The organism is Pseudomonas silensiensis (genome assembly GCF_050434865.1).
In the GTDB taxonomy this organism is placed as follows: domain Bacteria; phylum Pseudomonadota; class Gammaproteobacteria; order Pseudomonadales; family Pseudomonadaceae; genus Aquipseudomonas; species Aquipseudomonas fluorescens_W.
Map to the genome: position 1 here is coordinate 42,847 of NZ_JBNDJH010000016.1, position 18,349 is coordinate 61,195.

The following is an 18,349-nucleotide window of genomic DNA, read 5'->3' on the forward strand; positions in this document are numbered from 1 at the left end:
GAGCTTGCTCCCGTTGGACTGCGTAGCAGTCCCCTTCTTCTGGAGATAGGAAGGGGGCCGCTCCGCGGCCCAGCGGGAGCAAGCTCCCTCGCCACAGGGTTTCGGATCAGTCCATCGTGCCGTAGCGCTTCATCGCTTCAATCGCCAAGCCACTGCCAATGCTGCCGAAGATGTTCCCTTCCACATGCCGCGCATTCGGCAACATTGCCGAGACGCTGTTGCGCAGCGCCGGAATCCCGCTCGAACCACCGGTGAAGAACACCGTATCCACCTGATCGACCCGCACATTGGCGTCGTTCAGCAACTGGGTCACGCTGTTGCGCACGCGCTCCAGCAAGTTGTCGATGGCCGATTCGAACAGTGCCCGGCTCAACTCCACGCTCAAACCCGGTTCGATGCGGTCCAGCGGCACATGGCGGCTGTCGGCATGGGTCAGCTGGATCTTGGTTTCTTCCACTTCCATGGCCAGCCAGTGGCCGGCGCGCTGGTCGATCAGCTTGAACAGGCGATCGATGCCGCCAGTGTCTTCGATGTCGTAACGCATGCTGCCCAGCGCCAGGGTCGACTTCTGCGAATACACCGAGTTGATGGTGTGCCAGGTCGCCAGGTTCATGTGGTGGCTGGTCGGCATGTAAGCGCCGCTCTTCATCCGGCTGCCGTAGCCAAACAGCGGCATCAGGCCTTGCAGGCTCAGCTGCTTGTCGAAATCGGTCCCGCCAATGTGCACGCCGCCGGTGGCGAGGATGTCATCGTGACGGTTGTCGTGGGTACGGCGTTCAGGGGACAGGCGCACCAGCGAGAAGTCTGACGTACCCCCGCCGATGTCGACGATCAGCACCAGTTCTTCTTTTTCAATGGTCGACTCATAGTCGAAGGCCGCCGCAATCGGTTCGTACTGGAACGAAACGTCCTTGAAACCGATGGCGCGGGCCACGTCCACCAGGGTGTTTTCGGCTTCCTGGTCGGCCATTTCATCGTCATCGACGAAGAACACCGGACGACCGAGCACCACTTCATCGAACTCGCGACCGGCGGCGGTTTCGGCGCGCTTCTTCAGCTGGCCGATAAACAGTCCGAGCAGGTCCTTGAACGGCACCGCCGTGCCGAGGACGCTGGTGTCGTGCTTGATCAGCTTGGAGCCAAGCAGGCTCTTGAGCGAGCGCATCAGCCGGCCTTCATAGCCTTCCAGGTACTCGTGCAGCGCGAGGCGGCCGTACACCGGGCGGCGTTCTTCCATGTTGAAGAAGACCACCGACGGCAGGGTGATCTTGTCGTCCTCCAGCGCGATCAGCGTTTCCATGCCGGGGCGCAGCCAGCCGACGGTGGAGTTGGACGTGCCGAAGTCGATACCACAGGCACGGGCTGGAGATGCGTTTTTCATGTCTTTCGAGTTCCGGTTAAAAAACGGCCGCGCAGTGTATGTCAGTGCGGCGCAGATTCGAAGGCCGACTATCCGCTAAATCACCACGAATAGCGCCTTGATAAGCTGGCCCGATGCCCCAAACTTGTCTGCATCGACCCTGGCAGCCATCGGACGGTCGCAAGAACCGTCCTCCGCTGCCGATAAACTTCTGATGCGCGCCCCGGTCACAACCTTGAGATCGGTCAACCTCGCGGCTGCCAATAAGCGCATGCTGCCGGTGGTGGCGCGATTTTGATAACGGATGGTGATCCTTAGATGGACTTCAAAGACTATTACAAGATTCTCGGTGTGGAACCGACCGCGGACGATAAGACGATCAAGGCCGCCTATCGCAAACTTGCGCGCAAGTATCACCCGGACGTCAGCAAGGAAAAGGACGCCGAGTCCAAATTCAAAGACGCCTCGGAGGCCTATGAAGCGCTGAAAAGCGCCGACAAGCGCGCCGAATACGACGACTTGCGCAAATACGGCCAGCACGGCCAACCGTTCCAGGGCCCGCCGGGTTGGCAGGGTCGTGGCGCAGGCGGTTTCGGTGGTGGTCAGGACACAGGCGATTTTTCGGACTTCTTCAGTTCGATTTTCGGTAACCGTGGCCCTGGTTTTGGTGGTGGACAGTCGGGCCGCAGCGCCGGGCGTCGAGGGCAAGACGTGGAAATGGAACTCGGGATTTTTCTGGAAGAAACCCTCTCGAACGAATCGAAGAAGGTCACCTTCCAGGTGCCGCAGTACAACGCTGCCGGCCAGCATGTCAGCAACACCAGCAAAAGCCTGAACGTGAAGATCCCGGCCGGCGTGACCGACGGCGAGCGCATCCGCCTCAAGGGCCAGGGTGCACCGGGCACGGGTGGCGGGCCCAATGGCGACTTGTTCTTGATCATTCGCTTTGCGCCGCACCCCAAGTTCGACGTCGAAGGCGAAAACCTGATCATTACCTTGCCGTTGGCTCCGTGGGAGTTGGCATTAGGCACTGAGGTGGCAGTGCCTACACTGACAGGCAAGATCAACCTCAAGATTCCGGCCGGCAGCCAGAACGGCCAGCGCATGCGCGCCAAGGGCCACGGCTTGATGAACAAGGCCGGTCATCGCGGTTATCTGTTTGTACAACTCAAGGCCGTCATGCCTAAAGCCTCGGATGACGAGGTCAAGGCGTTGTGGCAGGAACTGGCGAAAAAAGCAGCTTTCAACCCCAGAGAAAACTTCTGATCCAAGAGACGGAGTAGCCCATCATGAGCAACCCCCTGATCGTTCAACTGGACCTGGCAGAATTCTGTGAGGCGACCGACCTGTCGGACGTCTACGTGATCGAGATCGTCGAGCACGGCATCCTCGAACCTCAGGGCAAGCAGCCCAAGGATTGGCGTTTCAACGATTATGAGTTGGCGCTGGCCAAACGTGCCGCGAAGCTGCGGCACGATCTGGAGCTGGAATGGGAAGGCGTCGCCCTGGCGCTGGACCTGCTTGAAGAGGTCCAGCAACTGCGGGCCGAGAACCGCATGCTCAAGCAGCGGTTGGCTCGGTTGGTGATCGAGTAGTCGCCCATGTCCCAAGGCAGTGAGTGAACATCATAACGCCATGATCTGCCGGTAAAACAGCGCGTGGCGAGGGCATAAGCTCAACAGAAAATAATGGTGTTATATATGTATATTCAACCCTTTAATAGTTGATCGATCACTCTATTGGTCGGTCGCCGGTCGAACAAATTTTTAGTCTTTTATTTCAAGGGGTGCCGCCTAAGCTGATAACTTCTATCGTTATCTTTGGTTGTTACATAATGTCTGAATTAAAAGGGTTGGAAGGCGTTAAACAAAAGCCGATTAATCCAGTGCCCCATAAAAGCCCTCACCACGAACGTATTGTCCAGGCACTGCCCCGCGCAATAACAGCAGCACCCATGAGCCGCCTGTTATCACTGGACATCGCAAGTCCAGCGTTCCCCGATTGGTACATAAATGCGTCCAGCCTCGATCGGCAGCGTCTAAAGACGCTGGTTGACGAGCGCTGGCGGTTGCAGGCGAAGGTGGATGCCCCTCTGAAAGACTTGCAGCAGGACATCCAGGCGTTTGCCAAACCCTTGCTTTCCTTGCTCATCTGGTCAAATTTCAACTCCGATGCCGACGTCAGCGCGTTGAAGGTGAAGCTGTATGTGCCGGACACGATTCTGCGGGTGATCGACGGTGGCGCCAGTTATCTGCGTGAATCCACCCTGCTGGAGGCGGCGTTGCATAACTTCGAAGAACCGGAAACCGCAAATGATTATTTCAGGAGCGGTTCCGGTGTGTATTCGAAGAACTTCAGGGGTGAACTGAAACTTGTAAAAGCAATGACGATCACCAAGATCGCCACCCTGTGTCGGCGGTTAAACCTGGGTGCGCAGTATCAAAGCCATATAAAAAGCATTCTGCTACCGTCCGATCCAAACGCCAGGCAGTTATTGAAAGATAATACGGTGGCCGCGCAGAAAGCGTCCTTTAACCTGGATGCGTTAACGGCTTACTTGAAAAAAGATATCAGCGAGTATGCGTACAGCAAGCTTCAACAGGTGCGCGATAACAAAAGCGATATCACCTTTCATGATCAGCCGCTGCACCGGCATCGACTCTCGCTGATGGGTTTCCCGTTGCACGGCATCGTGCTGTTCAGCGCCTTGAGCCAGCCGTCCCGGCTCAAGCCACTGGTCGACGCATTGACCCCTGACGGAGTGAAGTTCTGGAGCGACTGGTCGCAACGCTTGCCAGTGATGCCAGGAGATCATTACGGGAAATTCAAACTGCTGCAGTCGTTTCTCACCAACGGTCCTTCCGGCGTCCGGGAGGACATGATGCGTGGCGAGGACCTTTATCAGCAAAGCCGTCTCGACGGCCCGCTGATTGCCTACGTGCCAGACGATCCGCTGCACCCCTTGAAAGAGTACAACTCCCTTGCCGATTTCATGAAGGAACTGCTCGGCCAGCTTCGCGACAAGCCCTATCAGGAGTATTTCAGTCGCTTCGTGAGGCAAAAGGACAAGGGTAAATTCTTTGTCCGGGTCAACGAACGCCTGTCGCGTGTTGTCTGGCGGCAGCGCGAGCCGTTGGACATGGGCCCCTGGTGGCGGGAAACCGCAGTCGAAAATCCTGCCGCCGAGCCCATCACCAACCTGATTGCCGGAGATCTGTGGCAATGGTTGTATGTCGACAAACGCGATAAAGCCATCGCCGATGCGCGGGTCATTGCAGTGCCGACCGGCGATGAGGACGCTGCGACACGCTGGAAGCGTCTGACCAGCTACCTGGACATCGGCTGGAATCTGTTCAACTTTGTCGGGATGTTGATTCCGGGCGTGGGTGAAGTGCTACTGGGCGTGATGGTGGCGCAGATCGCCGATGAACTGCTGGAAGGCATCGAAGACTGGAGCAAGGGCGATCGGGACGAGGCGGCGTCCCATATTAACGGGGTGCTGATCAATTTTGCCCAGTTGGCGCTGATGGGTGCCGGGCACGTACTGCCCCGGGGTGCCGCCGCAGTAAAGCCCAGCGCGCTGATCGACAGCCTCAAACCGGTGGAGCTCCCCGGTGGTAAATCCCGCCTGTGGAAGCCCGACGTCGGGCCTTACGAGCACCCGGTGGTGCTGCCGGCCAATGCCGTGCCCAACGACATCGGCTTGTATGAGCACCGCGGCAAGCCGTGGCTGCGGCTGGAGGAAAAGACCTACCAGGTGAGCCAGGACCCGGTGACGGGGCAGTACCGACTGGAGCATCCGCAGCGCCGCACGGCCTACAAACCGCGGGTGGAACACAACGACGCTGGCGCCTGGAAGGTCGAAACCGAGCAACCGCTGGAATGGGACGCGAAGCGGTTGATGCGGCGCCTGGGTTACTCGGCGGACGCGTTCAGCGATGCCGAGCTTGCGCAGATCCTGGACATCAGCGGCACACATGAAGGTGTGTTGCGCAAAATGCACGTCGAAAACGAACCTGTGCCGGCGCTGTTGGCCGATACGCTCAGCCGGTTTGACGCCTATAAACAGGCCGAGCGCTTGATCGCTCAGATGAACATCGATGAGCCTGCAACGGTTGCCGCCAGCAGAAAGCGTGTGCTGTTCAATGATCGCTATGCCAGCCAGCAAGCGAGCGCAGACCCACAGGTCAATCTGATTAAAAATCGTTTTTCCGGTATCCCCACCCGTAGGGTCGAAGACCTGTTGGCCGGTGCATCGAGTGCGGAGCGCGAACAAATGGCCAAATGGAATTTTGCGGACACTCGACAAACCAAGCCCATCCCGCTGCGTCTGGCAGAGGCGTTACGTCACGCGCAACGTGAAGTGCGCCTGTCGCGGGCCTATGAGGGGCTTTATCTGGATGCGCTGCTGACCCAGGACACCGAGCGTCTTGCCCTCAACACCCTGGAAGCATTGCCGGGTTGGCCAGGCAACTTGCGAATTGAAGTCCGGGAGGGTTCCTTGCACGGGGAGCTGCGCGCCAGTGTCGGGCCCGAGCAGGCCACCGAGCGCAAGGTTCTGATGCGCAAGGACGATGGGCGCTACGAAACGCGTGATGCTGAAGACAACCATTTGCATGGTGACGACGACCTGTACGCGGCATTGCAGCATGCACTGCCGGATGCCCATCGCAGCGCGTTGGGCCTGCCTCATGTGGGGCAGGGGCCGCAGCTCAAGCTGCTGATCAGGCGGCAAGCCCTGTCACGTACGGCGCTGCGCGAGGTTCTGCAGATGCAGCCGGTCAAGCCCTTCTTCAAGAAGCCGGCGCGTGGGGGCGATGGTCGTTTTGGTTATCCGTTGAGTGGTCGTGGGCAGAGCATGCAAAGGTTACTCGCCGAGCGCCGCGACAGGGTTCGCAGGCTATACCCCTCCTATGGCAACGCAGACATCGAACTTGTGCTGGCGCAGGCGGCGAATGCGCAGGTTCATCCGACGCTCCCGATGACGATTGATAACTATCTGTTCAACCTTGAATTTGAGCTGGAAAGCCTGAAAACCGAGGCACAAGCCTGGGTGGAAACACCCGGTACGCACGTCTTGCCCGATGGCCGTACTGAGGTGGTCAGCCGGCAGGACAAACAGCGAGTGGCGGACTTGCTCCGCCAGTGCTGGCAAAGAGTGGACGTACCGGAAGGGGCTGGGGGGGGCTTGCACTCCGGAGGCTTGCTCAGCCTGGCTGGTCTGCGGATTGGCGAGCTGCCGGTGATTTCCAGGGCGCAGTTTTTTCATGTCCCCTCGCTAGACCTCAGCGCTATGGCGCTTGGGGCAGTGCCGGATGCTTTTCTGGAAGCCTTCCCCAACGTGCGCGAAATAAGCCTGGAGGATAATCGACTGACACGTATACCGACGGAGTTGCGGGAGATGCGCTGGCTAGAGGCACTTGACGCTTCCAGAAACCAGATTGCGTTAACGCCGCAGACCGTTGCGGTTCTCGAAGAATGTCCTGCGTTACAACACCTGTACTTGAGTGATAACCCACTGGGCCGCGCACCTGACTTTCGCCGCATGCCGACCTTGCGGCAAATCGACCTGCGCCGCACCGCACTCACCGAGTGGCCGACAGGGCTGGATACCTTGCCGGATCTTCAACGCGTCGATTTGCGCGATAACCTGATCACCCGGGTCGCAGGCGACATCCTCAACCCTTCTGAAGAGTATGCAGCCGCTGCCGAGCGGGCATTCAAACGCACCTCTCTGGACGGTAATCCGCTCACGCCTTCTGCCCTGGATGACTATGCACAGGCGTGGATGCGCTTTTCACGGCCACCCGAAGGGGTGCATGTGCCTATGGCACCGAATGGGGTTCGCGACCCTCTGGCGAACTCCGATGCGAGGCTTGAGCGCTGGATGCGTGACATTCCGGACAGCGAGCGTGCCATCAGGGAGGAGCAATGGCGGCTTGTAGACGATGGCCAGCAAACGTCGAGCGAGTTCTTCACGTTGTTGGAAGACCTGAGGGAAACGGCCGAGTACAGAAATGCTTACCCGGATCTACAGGCGCGAGTGTGGAAAATACTGGATGCCGCCACGCACTCCGAGGAACTGCGTACCGACTTGTTCCTTCTGGCAGGCGATGTAGAGACTTGCGCCGATGGGGCCAGTTTGATTTTCAGTCGGTTGGAGGTCAGGAACCTCGCCAACGAAGGCTTGAAGAGCGTCAATGCCGGGCAGGCCAAAGAGGCGCTTTCGACCTTGGCAAAAGGACTGTTCAGACTCGATGAAGTCGAGCGAATCGCGCAGCAGGATATAGACGCTCGCATTCGTGTCATTGCGCAATCAACCGATACCCTCCTGAAGAAAGTTGAACGAGCCTTGCAGGTCGATAGAGTGGAGATCCGGCTTGCCTATCGCATCGGCTTGAAGGACCGGCTGGGCTTGCCGGGGCAACCTGGACAGGCCAGGTTCACCGGGATTGCCAATGTGACGACGCCGATGCTTGATGCCGCCGAGCAGCGGGTGCTGAGTCTGGACAACTCAGCGCAGGAGCTGTTGGCGACCACTCAGCGTGATTTCTGGAGAGCGTTCCTGAAAGACAAATACTCCGATGAACTGCTGCTGGATCAAGGTCCACTGTGGGTGCGTCAGCAAGCGTTGGATGACGTACAACAAGGCATGACGAGTCAGGAGTACAAGCTCAAAAGCGACGAACTCAAGAGCGAGTTCAACGCGATGGAGCAAGCATTCATTGAGCGCAAGACAAAGGTGGAATTACCCCGGTTCAACGCCGGACAGTGAGGCTGCGGCAGGATTGACAGGCGTCGCGTTCGAATAAATACAGGTTTCCTTTATAGGCCCCAAATATTGCCAATTGTGCAGTGTTTGGGGCTTTTTTAATGCTTGTTGGGCGTTAAGTAATATCCAATATTAATCCGCTCGTATTGCAGTAGGCGCAGGGTGTTATATATGTATTTTTCGCACTGCAATATTCGAACGTTCGCTCTGTTTGTTACGCGGACGGTCGAGCAGTTTTTTAGTCTTTTGTTTTGAGCGGTACGATTTAAGCTGTTTGCTCCTATTGTTAGTTTGGTTGTATCTAATGTCTGAATTGGAATTGAATAGAACTGCTGGTTTGACGGTGATCCGTCCGGGCGTTGATAAAAAACGGCCCCGCGAACTTATTGTCCAGTCACTGCCCCGCGCAATAACGCAAGCGCCGATGAGCCGTCTGTTGTCACTGGACATTGCACGTCCAGAATTCCCCGATTGGTACATGGAGATGTCCAGCACTCATCGGCAACAGCTTAAAAAGCTGATTGACGTGCGCTGGCGGTTGCAGGAAAAGGTGGACGCTTCCCTGAAAGACTTGCAGCACGACATTCAGGCGTTTGCCAAGCCTTTGCTGGCCGAGGCGATCCGCTTGAATTTCAACTCAAGTGCCGACGTCAGCGAGCTGACGCTGAAGCTGTATGTGCCGGACAGGATTCTCTTGTTCATCGACAGGGGCGCCAGTTATCAGCGTCATTACTCGCTGCTGGAAGCCGCATTGCATAACTTTGAAGCCTCCGAAACCGCTGAGGATTATTTCAGGACAGGCTCCGGTGTGTATTCGACGGATGCCAGAGGGGAGTTGCAACTTGAACGCACCATGACCGTCGAGAAAGTTACAACTTTATGTCGGAGCCTGGACGTGGGTGCGAAGTATCAGGCTCATATAAAAAATATCCTGATGCCGCCCGATCTGAACGCCCGGAAGTTACTTGAAAGGGATTGGTTGGCGACGGAAAGGGCCAGTTTCAATCTGGCGGCGCTGATGGCGTACGTTAAAAAAGACATCGGTACGTATTCATATAACATCCTTCAGCGGGTGCACGATGGCGAGCGTGGAATCAACTTCCATGACCAGCCGCTGCACCCGCATCGGTTAACGCTGATGGGCTTTGCGTTGCACGGCATCGTGCTGTTCAGCGCCGTCAGCCAGCCGTCCCGGCTCAAGCCACTGGTCGACGCATTGACCCCTGACGGAGTGAAATTCTGGAGCGACTTGTCGCATCGCGCGCCAGTGATGCCAGGAGATCTTTACGGGAAGTTCAAACTGCTGCAGTCGTTTCTCACCAACGGTCCTTCTGGCGTCCGGGAGGACATGCTGCGTCGCGAGGACCTTTATCAGCAAAGCCGTCTCGACGGCCCGCTGATTGCCTACGTGCCAGACGATCCGCTGCACCCCTTGAAAGAGTACAACTCCCTTGCCGACTTCATGAAGGAACTGCTCGGCCAGCTTCGCGATAAGCCCTATCAGGAGTACTTCAGCCGTTTCGTGAGGCAAAAGGACAAAGGACAGTTCTTCGCGCGGGTCAACGAGCGCTTGTCGCGTGTCGTCTGGCAGCAACGCGAGCCGTTGGACATGGGCCCCTGGTGGCGGGAAACCGCGCTCGAAAACCCCAATGCCGAGCCGATCACCAACCTGATTGCCGATGACGTGTGGCAGTGGCTGTGTGTCGACAAACGCGACAAAGCCATTGCCGATGCGCGGGTCATCGCGGTGCCGACAGGGGACGAGGATGAGGCCGCACGGTGGAAGCGCCTGAGCTCTTATCTGAACATCGGCTGGAACGTATTCAACTTTGTCGGAATGTTGGTGCCCGTGCTGGGGGAAGTCCTGCTGGGGGTGATGGTTGCGCAAATCGTCGATGAGCTGGTGGAAGGCATTGAAGACTGGAGCAAAGGGGATCGGGAAGAGGCCGCGTCTCACATCAACAGTGTGCTGATCAATGCTGCCCAGTTGGCGCTGATGGGTGCCGGGCACGTACTACCCCGGGGGGCTGTCGCAGTAAAGCCCAGCGCATTGATCGACAGTCTTAAACCGGTGGAGCTCCCCGGTGGTAAATCCCGCCTGTGGAAGCCCGACGTCGGGCCTTATGAGCACCCGGTGGCGCTGCCGGCCAATGCCGTGCCCAACGACATCGGCTTGTATGAACACCGCGGCAAGCCGTGGCTGCGGCTGGAGGAAAAGAACTATCAGGTGAGCCAGGACCCGGTGACGGGGCAGCACCGACTGGAGCATCCGCAGCGCCCCACGGCCTACAAACCGCGGGTGGAACACAACGACGCTGGCGCCTGGAAGGTCGAAACCGAACAACCGCTGGAATGGGACGCGCAGGGGGTGATGCGACGCATGGACAGCCGACTCGCCAACCACTCCGCGCAAACGCTGGCCAAGATTCAGCGAGTGAGCGGTGTCCATGAAACCGTGCTGCGCAGGCTGCATGTCGAACATGAAGCCCCACCTGCGTTGCTGCGCGATACCGTCACCCGTTTCGACGCCTACGGCGAAGCGGAACGGTTGCCGCAGCAGATCCTGGCCAATCAGGTGCCCGATGAGATGATTGGCATTGAAGCGGCCGCCATGGTCGCATTACCGCGCTGGCCCGAGAGCCGCGCCATTGAAGTGTTTCAGGCCGAAAATCGCACCGGGCCTTCGGTCAGACACGGCAATGCAATGGCCACTGACCCGATGACGATCAGGATCAGCCGTTCCGAGCTGGCGGCCGGGAAACTGCCAGAGCGGGTGCTTGAGTCGTTGAATGAAGCCGACATGCGCACCCTGCTGGGCCATGAGATCGCACTCGATCAACCGACGCGTATCCAAACACTGCACCAGCAGATGGCCATGCAGGCAGGCAAACAGAAAAAAAACCTGTTCGAAGCACTGTATAAAAAACGCGACGTTTCCAGCGATCCACGTGTGCAGCGAGTGCTCAATGAGGTTCCGGAGCTGCCGGCCAGCGCTGCTCAGGAACTGCTGGAACAGGCAGAACCGGAAGATCTGCGACACCTCGCCGAAAAACAGCGCCTCTCGCTGCGTTTGCGCCAACAGGCACGACACATGCGCGACCGGGTGCGATTGAACCGTGCGTATGAGGGCCTATACCTTGAGGAACTGGCCGGTGCCGACTCGCGCAGGCTTGAGCTGGGTTCGCTGGCCAACTTGCCAGGTTGGTCCGACGAGGTGCGCATCGAAATTCGCGAGCTTGGATTCAACGGGAAACTGCATGCCAGCGTGGGGCCGCAAGAGGCGTCCATCCGCAAAGTACTGATTCTTGACGAGGACGGGCGCTACCAGACGCGGGACGCCGAAGATCAGCACCTGCACGGCACCGATGAGCTCTACGCTTCAGTCTTGCACGCCTTGCCGGATGCGCAGCGTGACGCGCTGGGGTATGGCATTCACGATGGCGCACGGCTCAAAGCCGATGTACATCGCTCACCCCTGAGCCATGATCAGTTCGCCCCGACATTGCTTGAACATCCGATTCGCAAGCCGACCTATGACCCGCAAACCATGAAGCTGCTCGGGGGGATGGACGGTTACCATCGTGTTTCCGGGGAAGGCTCTGCACGGCTTCGCGTGCGCAGCCTTTATCCAACGCTCAGCGATGCCGAACTCGATACGTTCATCGAGACCTTGCGCCAGCGAAACACATCGTTGGGCGCACAGATTCATGCGCTTGAGATCGAATTCGACCAACTGGTTTCAACCCTGGAGCGGTGGGTAAACGGGCCGACCCAGGATTTTCGTTTCGGTCCCAGTGCCGTTGCCGAGTGGCGCGCCAGGAACACCATCGCTGCAAAAATCAGGCGGTGTTGGCAGCGCACCGGCCCCAGGCATGTAGATGCGTATGGGAACGTTCTTGGTCAGACGCTGGATCTGAGTAACTTCAATCTTCACCTGCACATCGATCGCATGCCCAAGCTGGAGGCCAACTTCGATCACGTCACACGTCTGTGGTTACGCAACACAGGGTTATCAAGTATCGAGCAACCGTTTCTTGAGTCCTTTCGCAACGTGCAAACGCTGGACGTGGCGCGTAATTCCCTGACGGCGCTGCCGCAGAGTATTACCCAGATGCCGCACTTGACCGACCTGGACCTCACGGGAAACCGCATCGTGCTGCGGCCCGCGGACGTCGCAATGCTCAGGAACCGTACTCGACTGACCACTTTATGCCTGGGTGACAACCCGCTGGGGTTGTTGCCGGACATCAGTCGCATGCCCGATTTGCATACCCTGATATTGTCCGGCACAGGGGCCACTACCTGGCCGCCCGGGACGTTTACCTGGCCACGGTTTCGGCATTTTTTCCTGGATCTGCGCAACAACCCGTTGACGACTATTCCGCGCGTTGCTCGGGGGACATGGGACGCCGAACTGTTGGGTCGTACGTGGCTCAGCCGCGAACCCAGATGGATGTCAGCTGAAAACCTGGAAATTCTCAAAGACTATGTTCGGTCGGCGGGCATGGATCCTGATCGTGCGTACCCACCCCGAGGTGTGCGTTCCAGCATCGATTGGGGGGAAGGCTTGAGGCGGTCTGACTGGGTAGCGAAGCAGGAGCTCTGGAACGAGGTTGAGGATGAATTCAACTCGACCGATTTTTTCGAAGAGATCGAAAACCTTACCCGGTCTAAAGACTTCACCGCCAGCAGGGCCTATCGGGCCGATTTGACGGCCAAGGTCTGGCGAATGCTGGAGACCATGGCCGAGGACGCCAGGTTAAGACAAAAATTCTTCATGGAGGCCAACGCACGATCTAGCTGCGTCGACGGAGCCACACAGCTTTTCAACGTCCTGGGTGTCGATGTGCTGGTTCAAGAAGCTAAAAAACTGGGCAACAACGGTTTGATCGAAACTGAGCTGGTGAGCCTGGCAAAAGGCAAGTCGAGGCTGGATGAGCTCGGGAGAATCGCCAGGCGTCATATCGAGGCCCGAGAGGCCGCGGGGGAGCGATTTCGTCGTGAAAATGCCGCCGGTGATATCACCGGGACGATTGATGAGGTCGAAGTTCACCTGGCCTTCATGACGGATCTGGCAGAACGGCTGGACCTGCCGTGGCAGGCTCGCGGCATGCAGTTTCGCAATATGGCAGGCGTCACCAGTGAAATGATCGAAGATGCCTATCAGAGGATTCTGGGGCTGGAGGAGGGCAATCTGCTGCGTGATTCGATTGCCGAGCAGCCATTCTGGAATTCTTTTGTCGAGAGTTCCAACCGGGCACGCTTCCGGGCCATTGATCGCAAGACAGTTGCCACGACCGAGTTCAAGGAAGCCCTGGATGCAAGAGCGCGCAGCGCGAGCCTGTCACCGGAGGAGAAAGCCGGATTGAAAGAGCAAATCCGCGTCCTGGCCGCTGAACTCGGCCAGCCGGAAAGTGCTATCGCTGTGGGCCAGGTCATGACGGACGAGGCCTATGAACAAGCGCTGGCCTTGATTAGAAACGAGCGTGAAGCCTTGTTACTGCAACTGACTCAGAGCGCCATGGATCGGGCCAAATTGAATCGGGTGGAGATACCTTTCAAGGTCGATGCGGGCAGCTGATCACTGCACGTTCAGCCTCAATGCGAAGGCGTCATGCTTCGCATTGAGGACGCTGATGGCTCAGAACAGAAAGTAACGCTGAGCCATCGGCAACACATCCGCCGGTTCACACCACAGCAAAACACCGTCAGCCTTGACCTGATAAGTCTGCGGGTCGACGTCGATGTTCGGCAGGTAATCGTTGTGTATCAGGTCGGTTTTCTGCACCTCGCGGCAACCTTTGACCACAGCGATTTTCTTTTTCAGACCCAGTGCTTCAGCAAGGCCGGCCTCTTGCGCCGCCTGACTGATAAAGGTCAGGCTGGTGGCATGCAGCGAACCACCGTAGCTGGCAAACATCGGACGGTAATGCACCGGTTGCGGTGTCGGGATCGACGCGTTGGCGTCGCCCATCAGGCTGGCCGCGATGGCGCCGCCCTTGAGGATCAGCGTCGGTTTGACCCCGAAAAATGCCGGGCGCCAGAGCACCAGGTCCGCCCATTTACCCACTTCGACCGAGCCCACTTCATGGCTGATGCCGTGGGTGATTGCGGGGTTGATCGTGTACTTGGCGATGTAGCGTTTGGCGCGGAAGTTGTCGTTGCCTTCGCCATCACCGGGCAATGGGCCGCGTTGTTTTTTCATCTTGTCGGCGGTCTGCCAGGTGCGCATGATCACTTCGCCAACCCGGCCCATGGCCTGGCTGTCAGAGCTGATCATCGAGAACGCGCCGAGGTCGTGGAGGATGTCTTCGGCGGCGATGGTTTCGCGGCGGATGCGGCTTTCGGCGAAGGCCACGTCTTCGGCAATGCTCGGGTCCAGGTGATGGCAGACCATCAGCATGTCGAGGTGTTCGTCGATGGTGTTGCGGGTGAACGGCCGGGTCGGGTTGGTCGAACTCGGCAGCACGTTGGCAAAGCCGCAGGCCTTGATGATGTCCGGGGCATGACCGCCACCGGCGCCTTCAGTGTGATAGGTATGGATGGTGCGGCCCTTGAACGCGGCGAGGGTGGTTTCGACGAAGCCCGATTCGTTGAGCGTGTCGGTGTGGATCGCCACTTGTACATCGTACTGGTCAGCGACGTTCAGGCAGTTGTCGATGCTCGCCGGGGTGGTGCCCCAGTCTTCGTGCAACTTCAGCCCGATGGCACCGGCCTTGACCTGCTCGATCAACGGTTCCGGCAGACTGGCGTTGCCCTTGCCGGTGAGGCCAATGTTCATCGGGAACGCATCGGCAGCCTGGAGCATCCGCGCCAGGTGCCACGGTCCGGACGTGCAGGTGGTTGCATTGGTGCCCGTGGCCGGGCCGGTGCCGCCGCCGATCATGGTGGTGACGCCGCTCATCAATGCTTCTTCGATCTGCTGCGGGCAGATGAAATGGATGTGCGTGTCGATGCCGCCCGCGGTGAGGATCATGCCTTCACCGGCGATGACTTCGGTGCTGGCACCGACCGCGATGGTCACGTTCGGCTGGATATCCGGGTTGCCGGCCTTGCCGATGGCGGCGATGCGGCCGTCCTTGAGGCCGACATCGGCCTTGACGATGCCCCAGTGGTCGATGATCAGCGCATTGGTGATCAGCGTGTCGACGACCTCTGCGGCGAGCAATTGGCTTTGACCCTGGCCGTCGCGGATGACTTTACCGCCGCCGAATTTCACTTCTTCACCGTAGGTGGTGAAGTCTTTCTCGACTTCGATCCACAGCTCGGTGTCGGCCAGACGGACCTTGTCGCCGACGGTGGGGCCGAACATGTCGGCGTAGGCTTGTCTTGAGATTTTCATATGTTTGCCTTGGAAAGTGCGGCAGTCCGCTGCCCATTGTGGCGAGGGAGCTTGCTCCCGCTCGGCTGCGCAGCAGTCGTAAAAATCTACCGCCTCGGTTTATTCAGATAAATCGCATTAGCTGTATTGCGAGCGCTTCGCGCTCGAGCGGGAGCAAGCTCCCTCGCCACAAGGGCGGTGTTAATCCAGGTCACCCATGATCCTGCCTGCAAACCCGAACACCCGGCGATGCCCGGCCAGGTCTACCAACTCGACCTCGCGGCTCTGCCCCGGCTCGAAGCGCACGGCGGTGCCGGCGGGGATGTTCAGGCGCATGCCGCGGCTGGCGGCGCGGTCGAACGTCAGCGCATCATTGGTTTCGAAGAAGTGGTAATGCGAGCCGACCTGAATCGGCCGGTCGCCGCTGTTGGCCACTTTCAGGTTGAGGGTGCGACGGCCAACGTTGAGTTCGATGTCGCCGGGCTGGATCTGGTATTCACCAGGAATCATCAATGGGCTCCTTGGAGAATCTTGTAGTAGAGCGCGGTCGGTTTGTAGAGACCGCTCGGGTCGCAGGCATAGTCGGGGATTTCGCCGGCCTTGGTGTAACCCAGGGCCTTGTAGAAGTCTTCGGCGGGAGAGCCGGCCTCGGTGTCGAGGTACAGCATGCCGCGCTTGTGCTGGAGCGCGGCCGCTTCCAGTGCACTCATCAACTGTTGGCCCAGTCCCCGGCGACGCGCATGTTCACGCACCAGCAGCTTTTGCACTTCGGCACGGTTCAGGCCATTGGCTTTCTGGCACAGGGTCAGTTGCACGCTGGCCTGCACTTGTTCGTCCTTGACCACCACCCACAGCAGCACGTTGCCCTTGTTCAGGTTCTCCTGGACATCATCGAAATAGGCTCGGGCCTGGGTGGCGTCCAGATTGGCCATGAACCCGACGCTGGCGCCATAGCCGACGGCGTCGAGCAGCAGATCAATCAAACCCTGACGATAGTGCGCAAAGCTTTCAACATTGACGCGGCGCAGTTGGGCGGCGTTCATGGCAAATTACTCCTTGTTGGCGGTCGGCGGTTCCGCGCCAGGATTGAGGGTCAGTTGCATAAAGGTCAGGTCCAGCCAGCGACCGAACTTGGTGCCCACCTGAGGCATCTGGCCGGTCGTCACGAAACCGGCCCGTTCATGCAGGCGAATAGAAGCAGCGTTACCGCTTTCGATGGCGGCGACCATCACGTGTTTGTCGCAGCCTTTGGCGAGCTCGATCAACGCAGTCATCAATTGTGGGCCGAGACCATTGCCACGCTGGTCGCTGCGCACGTAAACCGAATGCTCGACGGTATGGCGGAACCCGTCGAACGGCCGCCAGTCACCGAATGAAGCGTAGCCCAGCACCGTGTTGTCGCCGTCGACGATTACCAGAATCGGGTAGCCCTGGGATTGCCGGGCGCTGAACCAGGCCTGGCGGTTACCCAAATCCACGGCCTGTTCGTTCCAGATGGCCGTGGTGTTGAGTACGGCGTCGTTGTAGATATCGCGGATCGCCGGCAAGTCGGCGTACTCTGCATCGCGGATGTGGTAGGTCATGGCGCGGCCTCAGGCGATCGGTTGGTGGACGGTGACCAGTTTGGTGCCGTCGGGAAAGGTCGCTTCGACCTGGATCTCCGGGATCATTTCCGGGATGCCTTCCATCACTTGTTCGCGGCTGAGCAGGGTGGTGCCGAAGTGCATCAGCTCGGCCACAGTCCGGCCATCACGTGCGCCTTCGAGCAGCGCGGCGGAAATGTAGGCCATGGCTTCCGGGTAGTTGAGTTTCACACCTCGCGCCAAACGTCGCTCGGCCACGAGGCCGGCGGTGAAGATCAGCAGCTTGTCTTTTTCGCGTGGGGTCAGGTCCATCGTTGGGAATCCATAATCGGCAGTAAAAAAAGTATTCGGATGTGTAAACACAAAACCCCTGTAGGAGTGAGCCTGCTCGCGATGGCGGTGTGTCAGGCAACTTATGTGTTGAGTGTGCCGGCGCTATCGCGAGCAGGCTCACTCCTACAGGGGATCGTGTTTCAGGTGCTCCATATTCTTGGGGGGACGGCTTCGCGGCCAAGTAATGCAGGCCTGAGCAATCGCCACAAATCAATCAGCCAACCGCGTGCCAGCAGCGCTTCACTGGCCAGGCAACGTGCGACTAACAACCCCGGTAACTGGGTCAGATCTCCACGCACGTCATGGGGCAGCGAACGGCAACGCTCCAGTAAGTCGCTATTGATGTCCCCGGTCACCAGCAACGTCGCAAACACCGGTTGCCCATCCAGGCCAATCGGCGAATCAAGCAAACCATCGCCTCCGACAATGCGCTGGCGTTCGTGCCAGAGCAACTGGCCGTCACGGCGGATGTCCAGTTGCGCCTGAAAATGCCCGAGGTCAAAACGCTCGCCACTGGCCGGGCGACCCAGTGCTACCACGTCCCAGTAGAACACCCGGGCATCGCCTTCAAGGTCGATGCAGGTGCTGAGTTCAGCCTGGGCGGCACTGAAAATGATCGTCTCTTGTGGCAACCATTCAAGTGTCGCACCGCTCGCCACTTTCAAATCCAGCTGCTGATAAGCGGGCCCCGCTGCGCGATACCACTTGGCCGCACCGGGGCTGGTGATTTGCGTCCAGGCATCGCGGCCGACACTGGCCGAGATGTCCAGCCGATCACCACCGGCAATCCCGCCCGGCGGGTGCACGATGATGTGCTGGCAAACCTCCGGCCCTTCGGCATACAGGTGCTTTTGCACCCGCAGCGGGCCTTTGTGGCGGCGCTGAACCGGGCGCGTGCTGTCGCCGAATCGGGAGTAGCCGAGTTCCAGCTCGGCGTGCCAGCTGGGGGTAAACAGGGCAGTGGGAAGAGGTAAATTCAT

The 18,349-nt window shown here is 58.8% G+C and carries 11 protein-coding genes; 4 read left to right on the plus strand and 7 right to left on the minus strand.

Translation table 11 applies throughout. From position 1 onward, the window contains the following. Positions 1 to 106: 106 nt before the first annotated feature. Entirely contained in the window at positions 107 to 1,381 is a 1,275-nt protein-coding gene (locus QF010_RS21835) for an Hsp70 family protein (RefSeq protein WP_429533934.1), read from the minus strand. A gap of 297 nt (positions 1,382 to 1,678) precedes the next feature. Between QF010_RS21835 and QF010_RS21840 the strand changes: the two genes are divergently transcribed. From QF010_RS21840 to QF010_RS21855, 4 genes are all read left to right on the plus strand, one after another. After that, complete coding sequence (locus QF010_RS21840) at positions 1,679 to 2,626, plus strand: DnaJ C-terminal domain-containing protein (RefSeq protein ID WP_429511239.1); 948 nt, start codon at positions 1,679 to 1,681, stop codon at positions 2,624 to 2,626. A gap of 23 nt (positions 2,627 to 2,649) precedes the next feature. Then, complete coding sequence (locus QF010_RS21845) at positions 2,650 to 2,955, plus strand: chaperone modulator CbpM (RefSeq protein ID WP_033055598.1); 306 nt, start codon at positions 2,650 to 2,652, stop codon at positions 2,953 to 2,955. A 359-nt stretch (positions 2,956 to 3,314) separates the two neighbouring features. Continuing rightward, on the plus strand, positions 3,315 to 8,135 hold the full coding sequence (locus tag QF010_RS21850) for an NEL-type E3 ubiquitin ligase domain-containing protein (RefSeq protein ID WP_429533935.1): 4,821 nt from the start codon (positions 3,315 to 3,317) through the stop codon (positions 8,133 to 8,135). Between the two features lie 421 nt (positions 8,136 to 8,556). Beyond that, on the plus strand, positions 8,557 to 13,713 hold the full coding sequence (locus QF010_RS21855; protein ID WP_429533936.1) for an NEL-type E3 ubiquitin ligase domain-containing protein: 5,157 nt from the start codon (positions 8,557 to 8,559) through the stop codon (positions 13,711 to 13,713). Between the two features lie 60 nt (positions 13,714 to 13,773). Here the strand turns inward: QF010_RS21855 and ureC are convergent, their stop codons facing one another. The 6 genes from ureC to QF010_RS21885 all read right to left on the minus strand — a co-directional run bounded on the left by ureC (position 13,774) and on the right by QF010_RS21885 (position 18,349). Next, positions 13,774 to 15,474, minus strand: coding sequence for an urease subunit alpha (gene ureC, locus QF010_RS21860; RefSeq protein WP_429533937.1), 1,701 nt, complete (start codon positions 15,472 to 15,474; stop codon positions 13,774 to 13,776). A gap of 180 nt (positions 15,475 to 15,654) precedes the next feature. After that, positions 15,655 to 15,963: an urease subunit beta gene (locus QF010_RS21865; protein ID WP_033055601.1), complete on the minus strand. Its 309-nt coding sequence runs from the start codon at positions 15,961 to 15,963 to the stop codon at positions 15,655 to 15,657. Continuing rightward, on the minus strand, positions 15,963 to 16,496 hold the full coding sequence (locus tag QF010_RS21870; RefSeq protein ID WP_033055602.1) for a GNAT family N-acetyltransferase: 534 nt from the start codon (positions 16,494 to 16,496) through the stop codon (positions 15,963 to 15,965). The genes QF010_RS21865 and QF010_RS21870 overlap by 1 nt, the downstream gene beginning before the upstream one ends. A gap of 6 nt (positions 16,497 to 16,502) precedes the next feature. Further along, on the minus strand, positions 16,503 to 17,036 hold the full coding sequence (locus QF010_RS21875; RefSeq protein WP_429511234.1) for a GNAT family N-acetyltransferase: 534 nt from the start codon (positions 17,034 to 17,036) through the stop codon (positions 16,503 to 16,505). A 9-nt stretch (positions 17,037 to 17,045) separates the two neighbouring features. Continuing rightward, entirely contained in the window at positions 17,046 to 17,348 is a 303-nt protein-coding gene (ureA, locus tag QF010_RS21880; protein ID WP_033055605.1) for an urease subunit gamma, read from the minus strand. Between the two features lie 161 nt (positions 17,349 to 17,509). Then, the gene (locus tag QF010_RS21885) at positions 17,510 to 18,349 is read right to left on the minus strand and encodes an urease accessory protein UreD (protein ID WP_429533938.1); all 840 of its coding nucleotides are present in this window, start codon (positions 18,347 to 18,349) and stop codon (positions 17,510 to 17,512) included.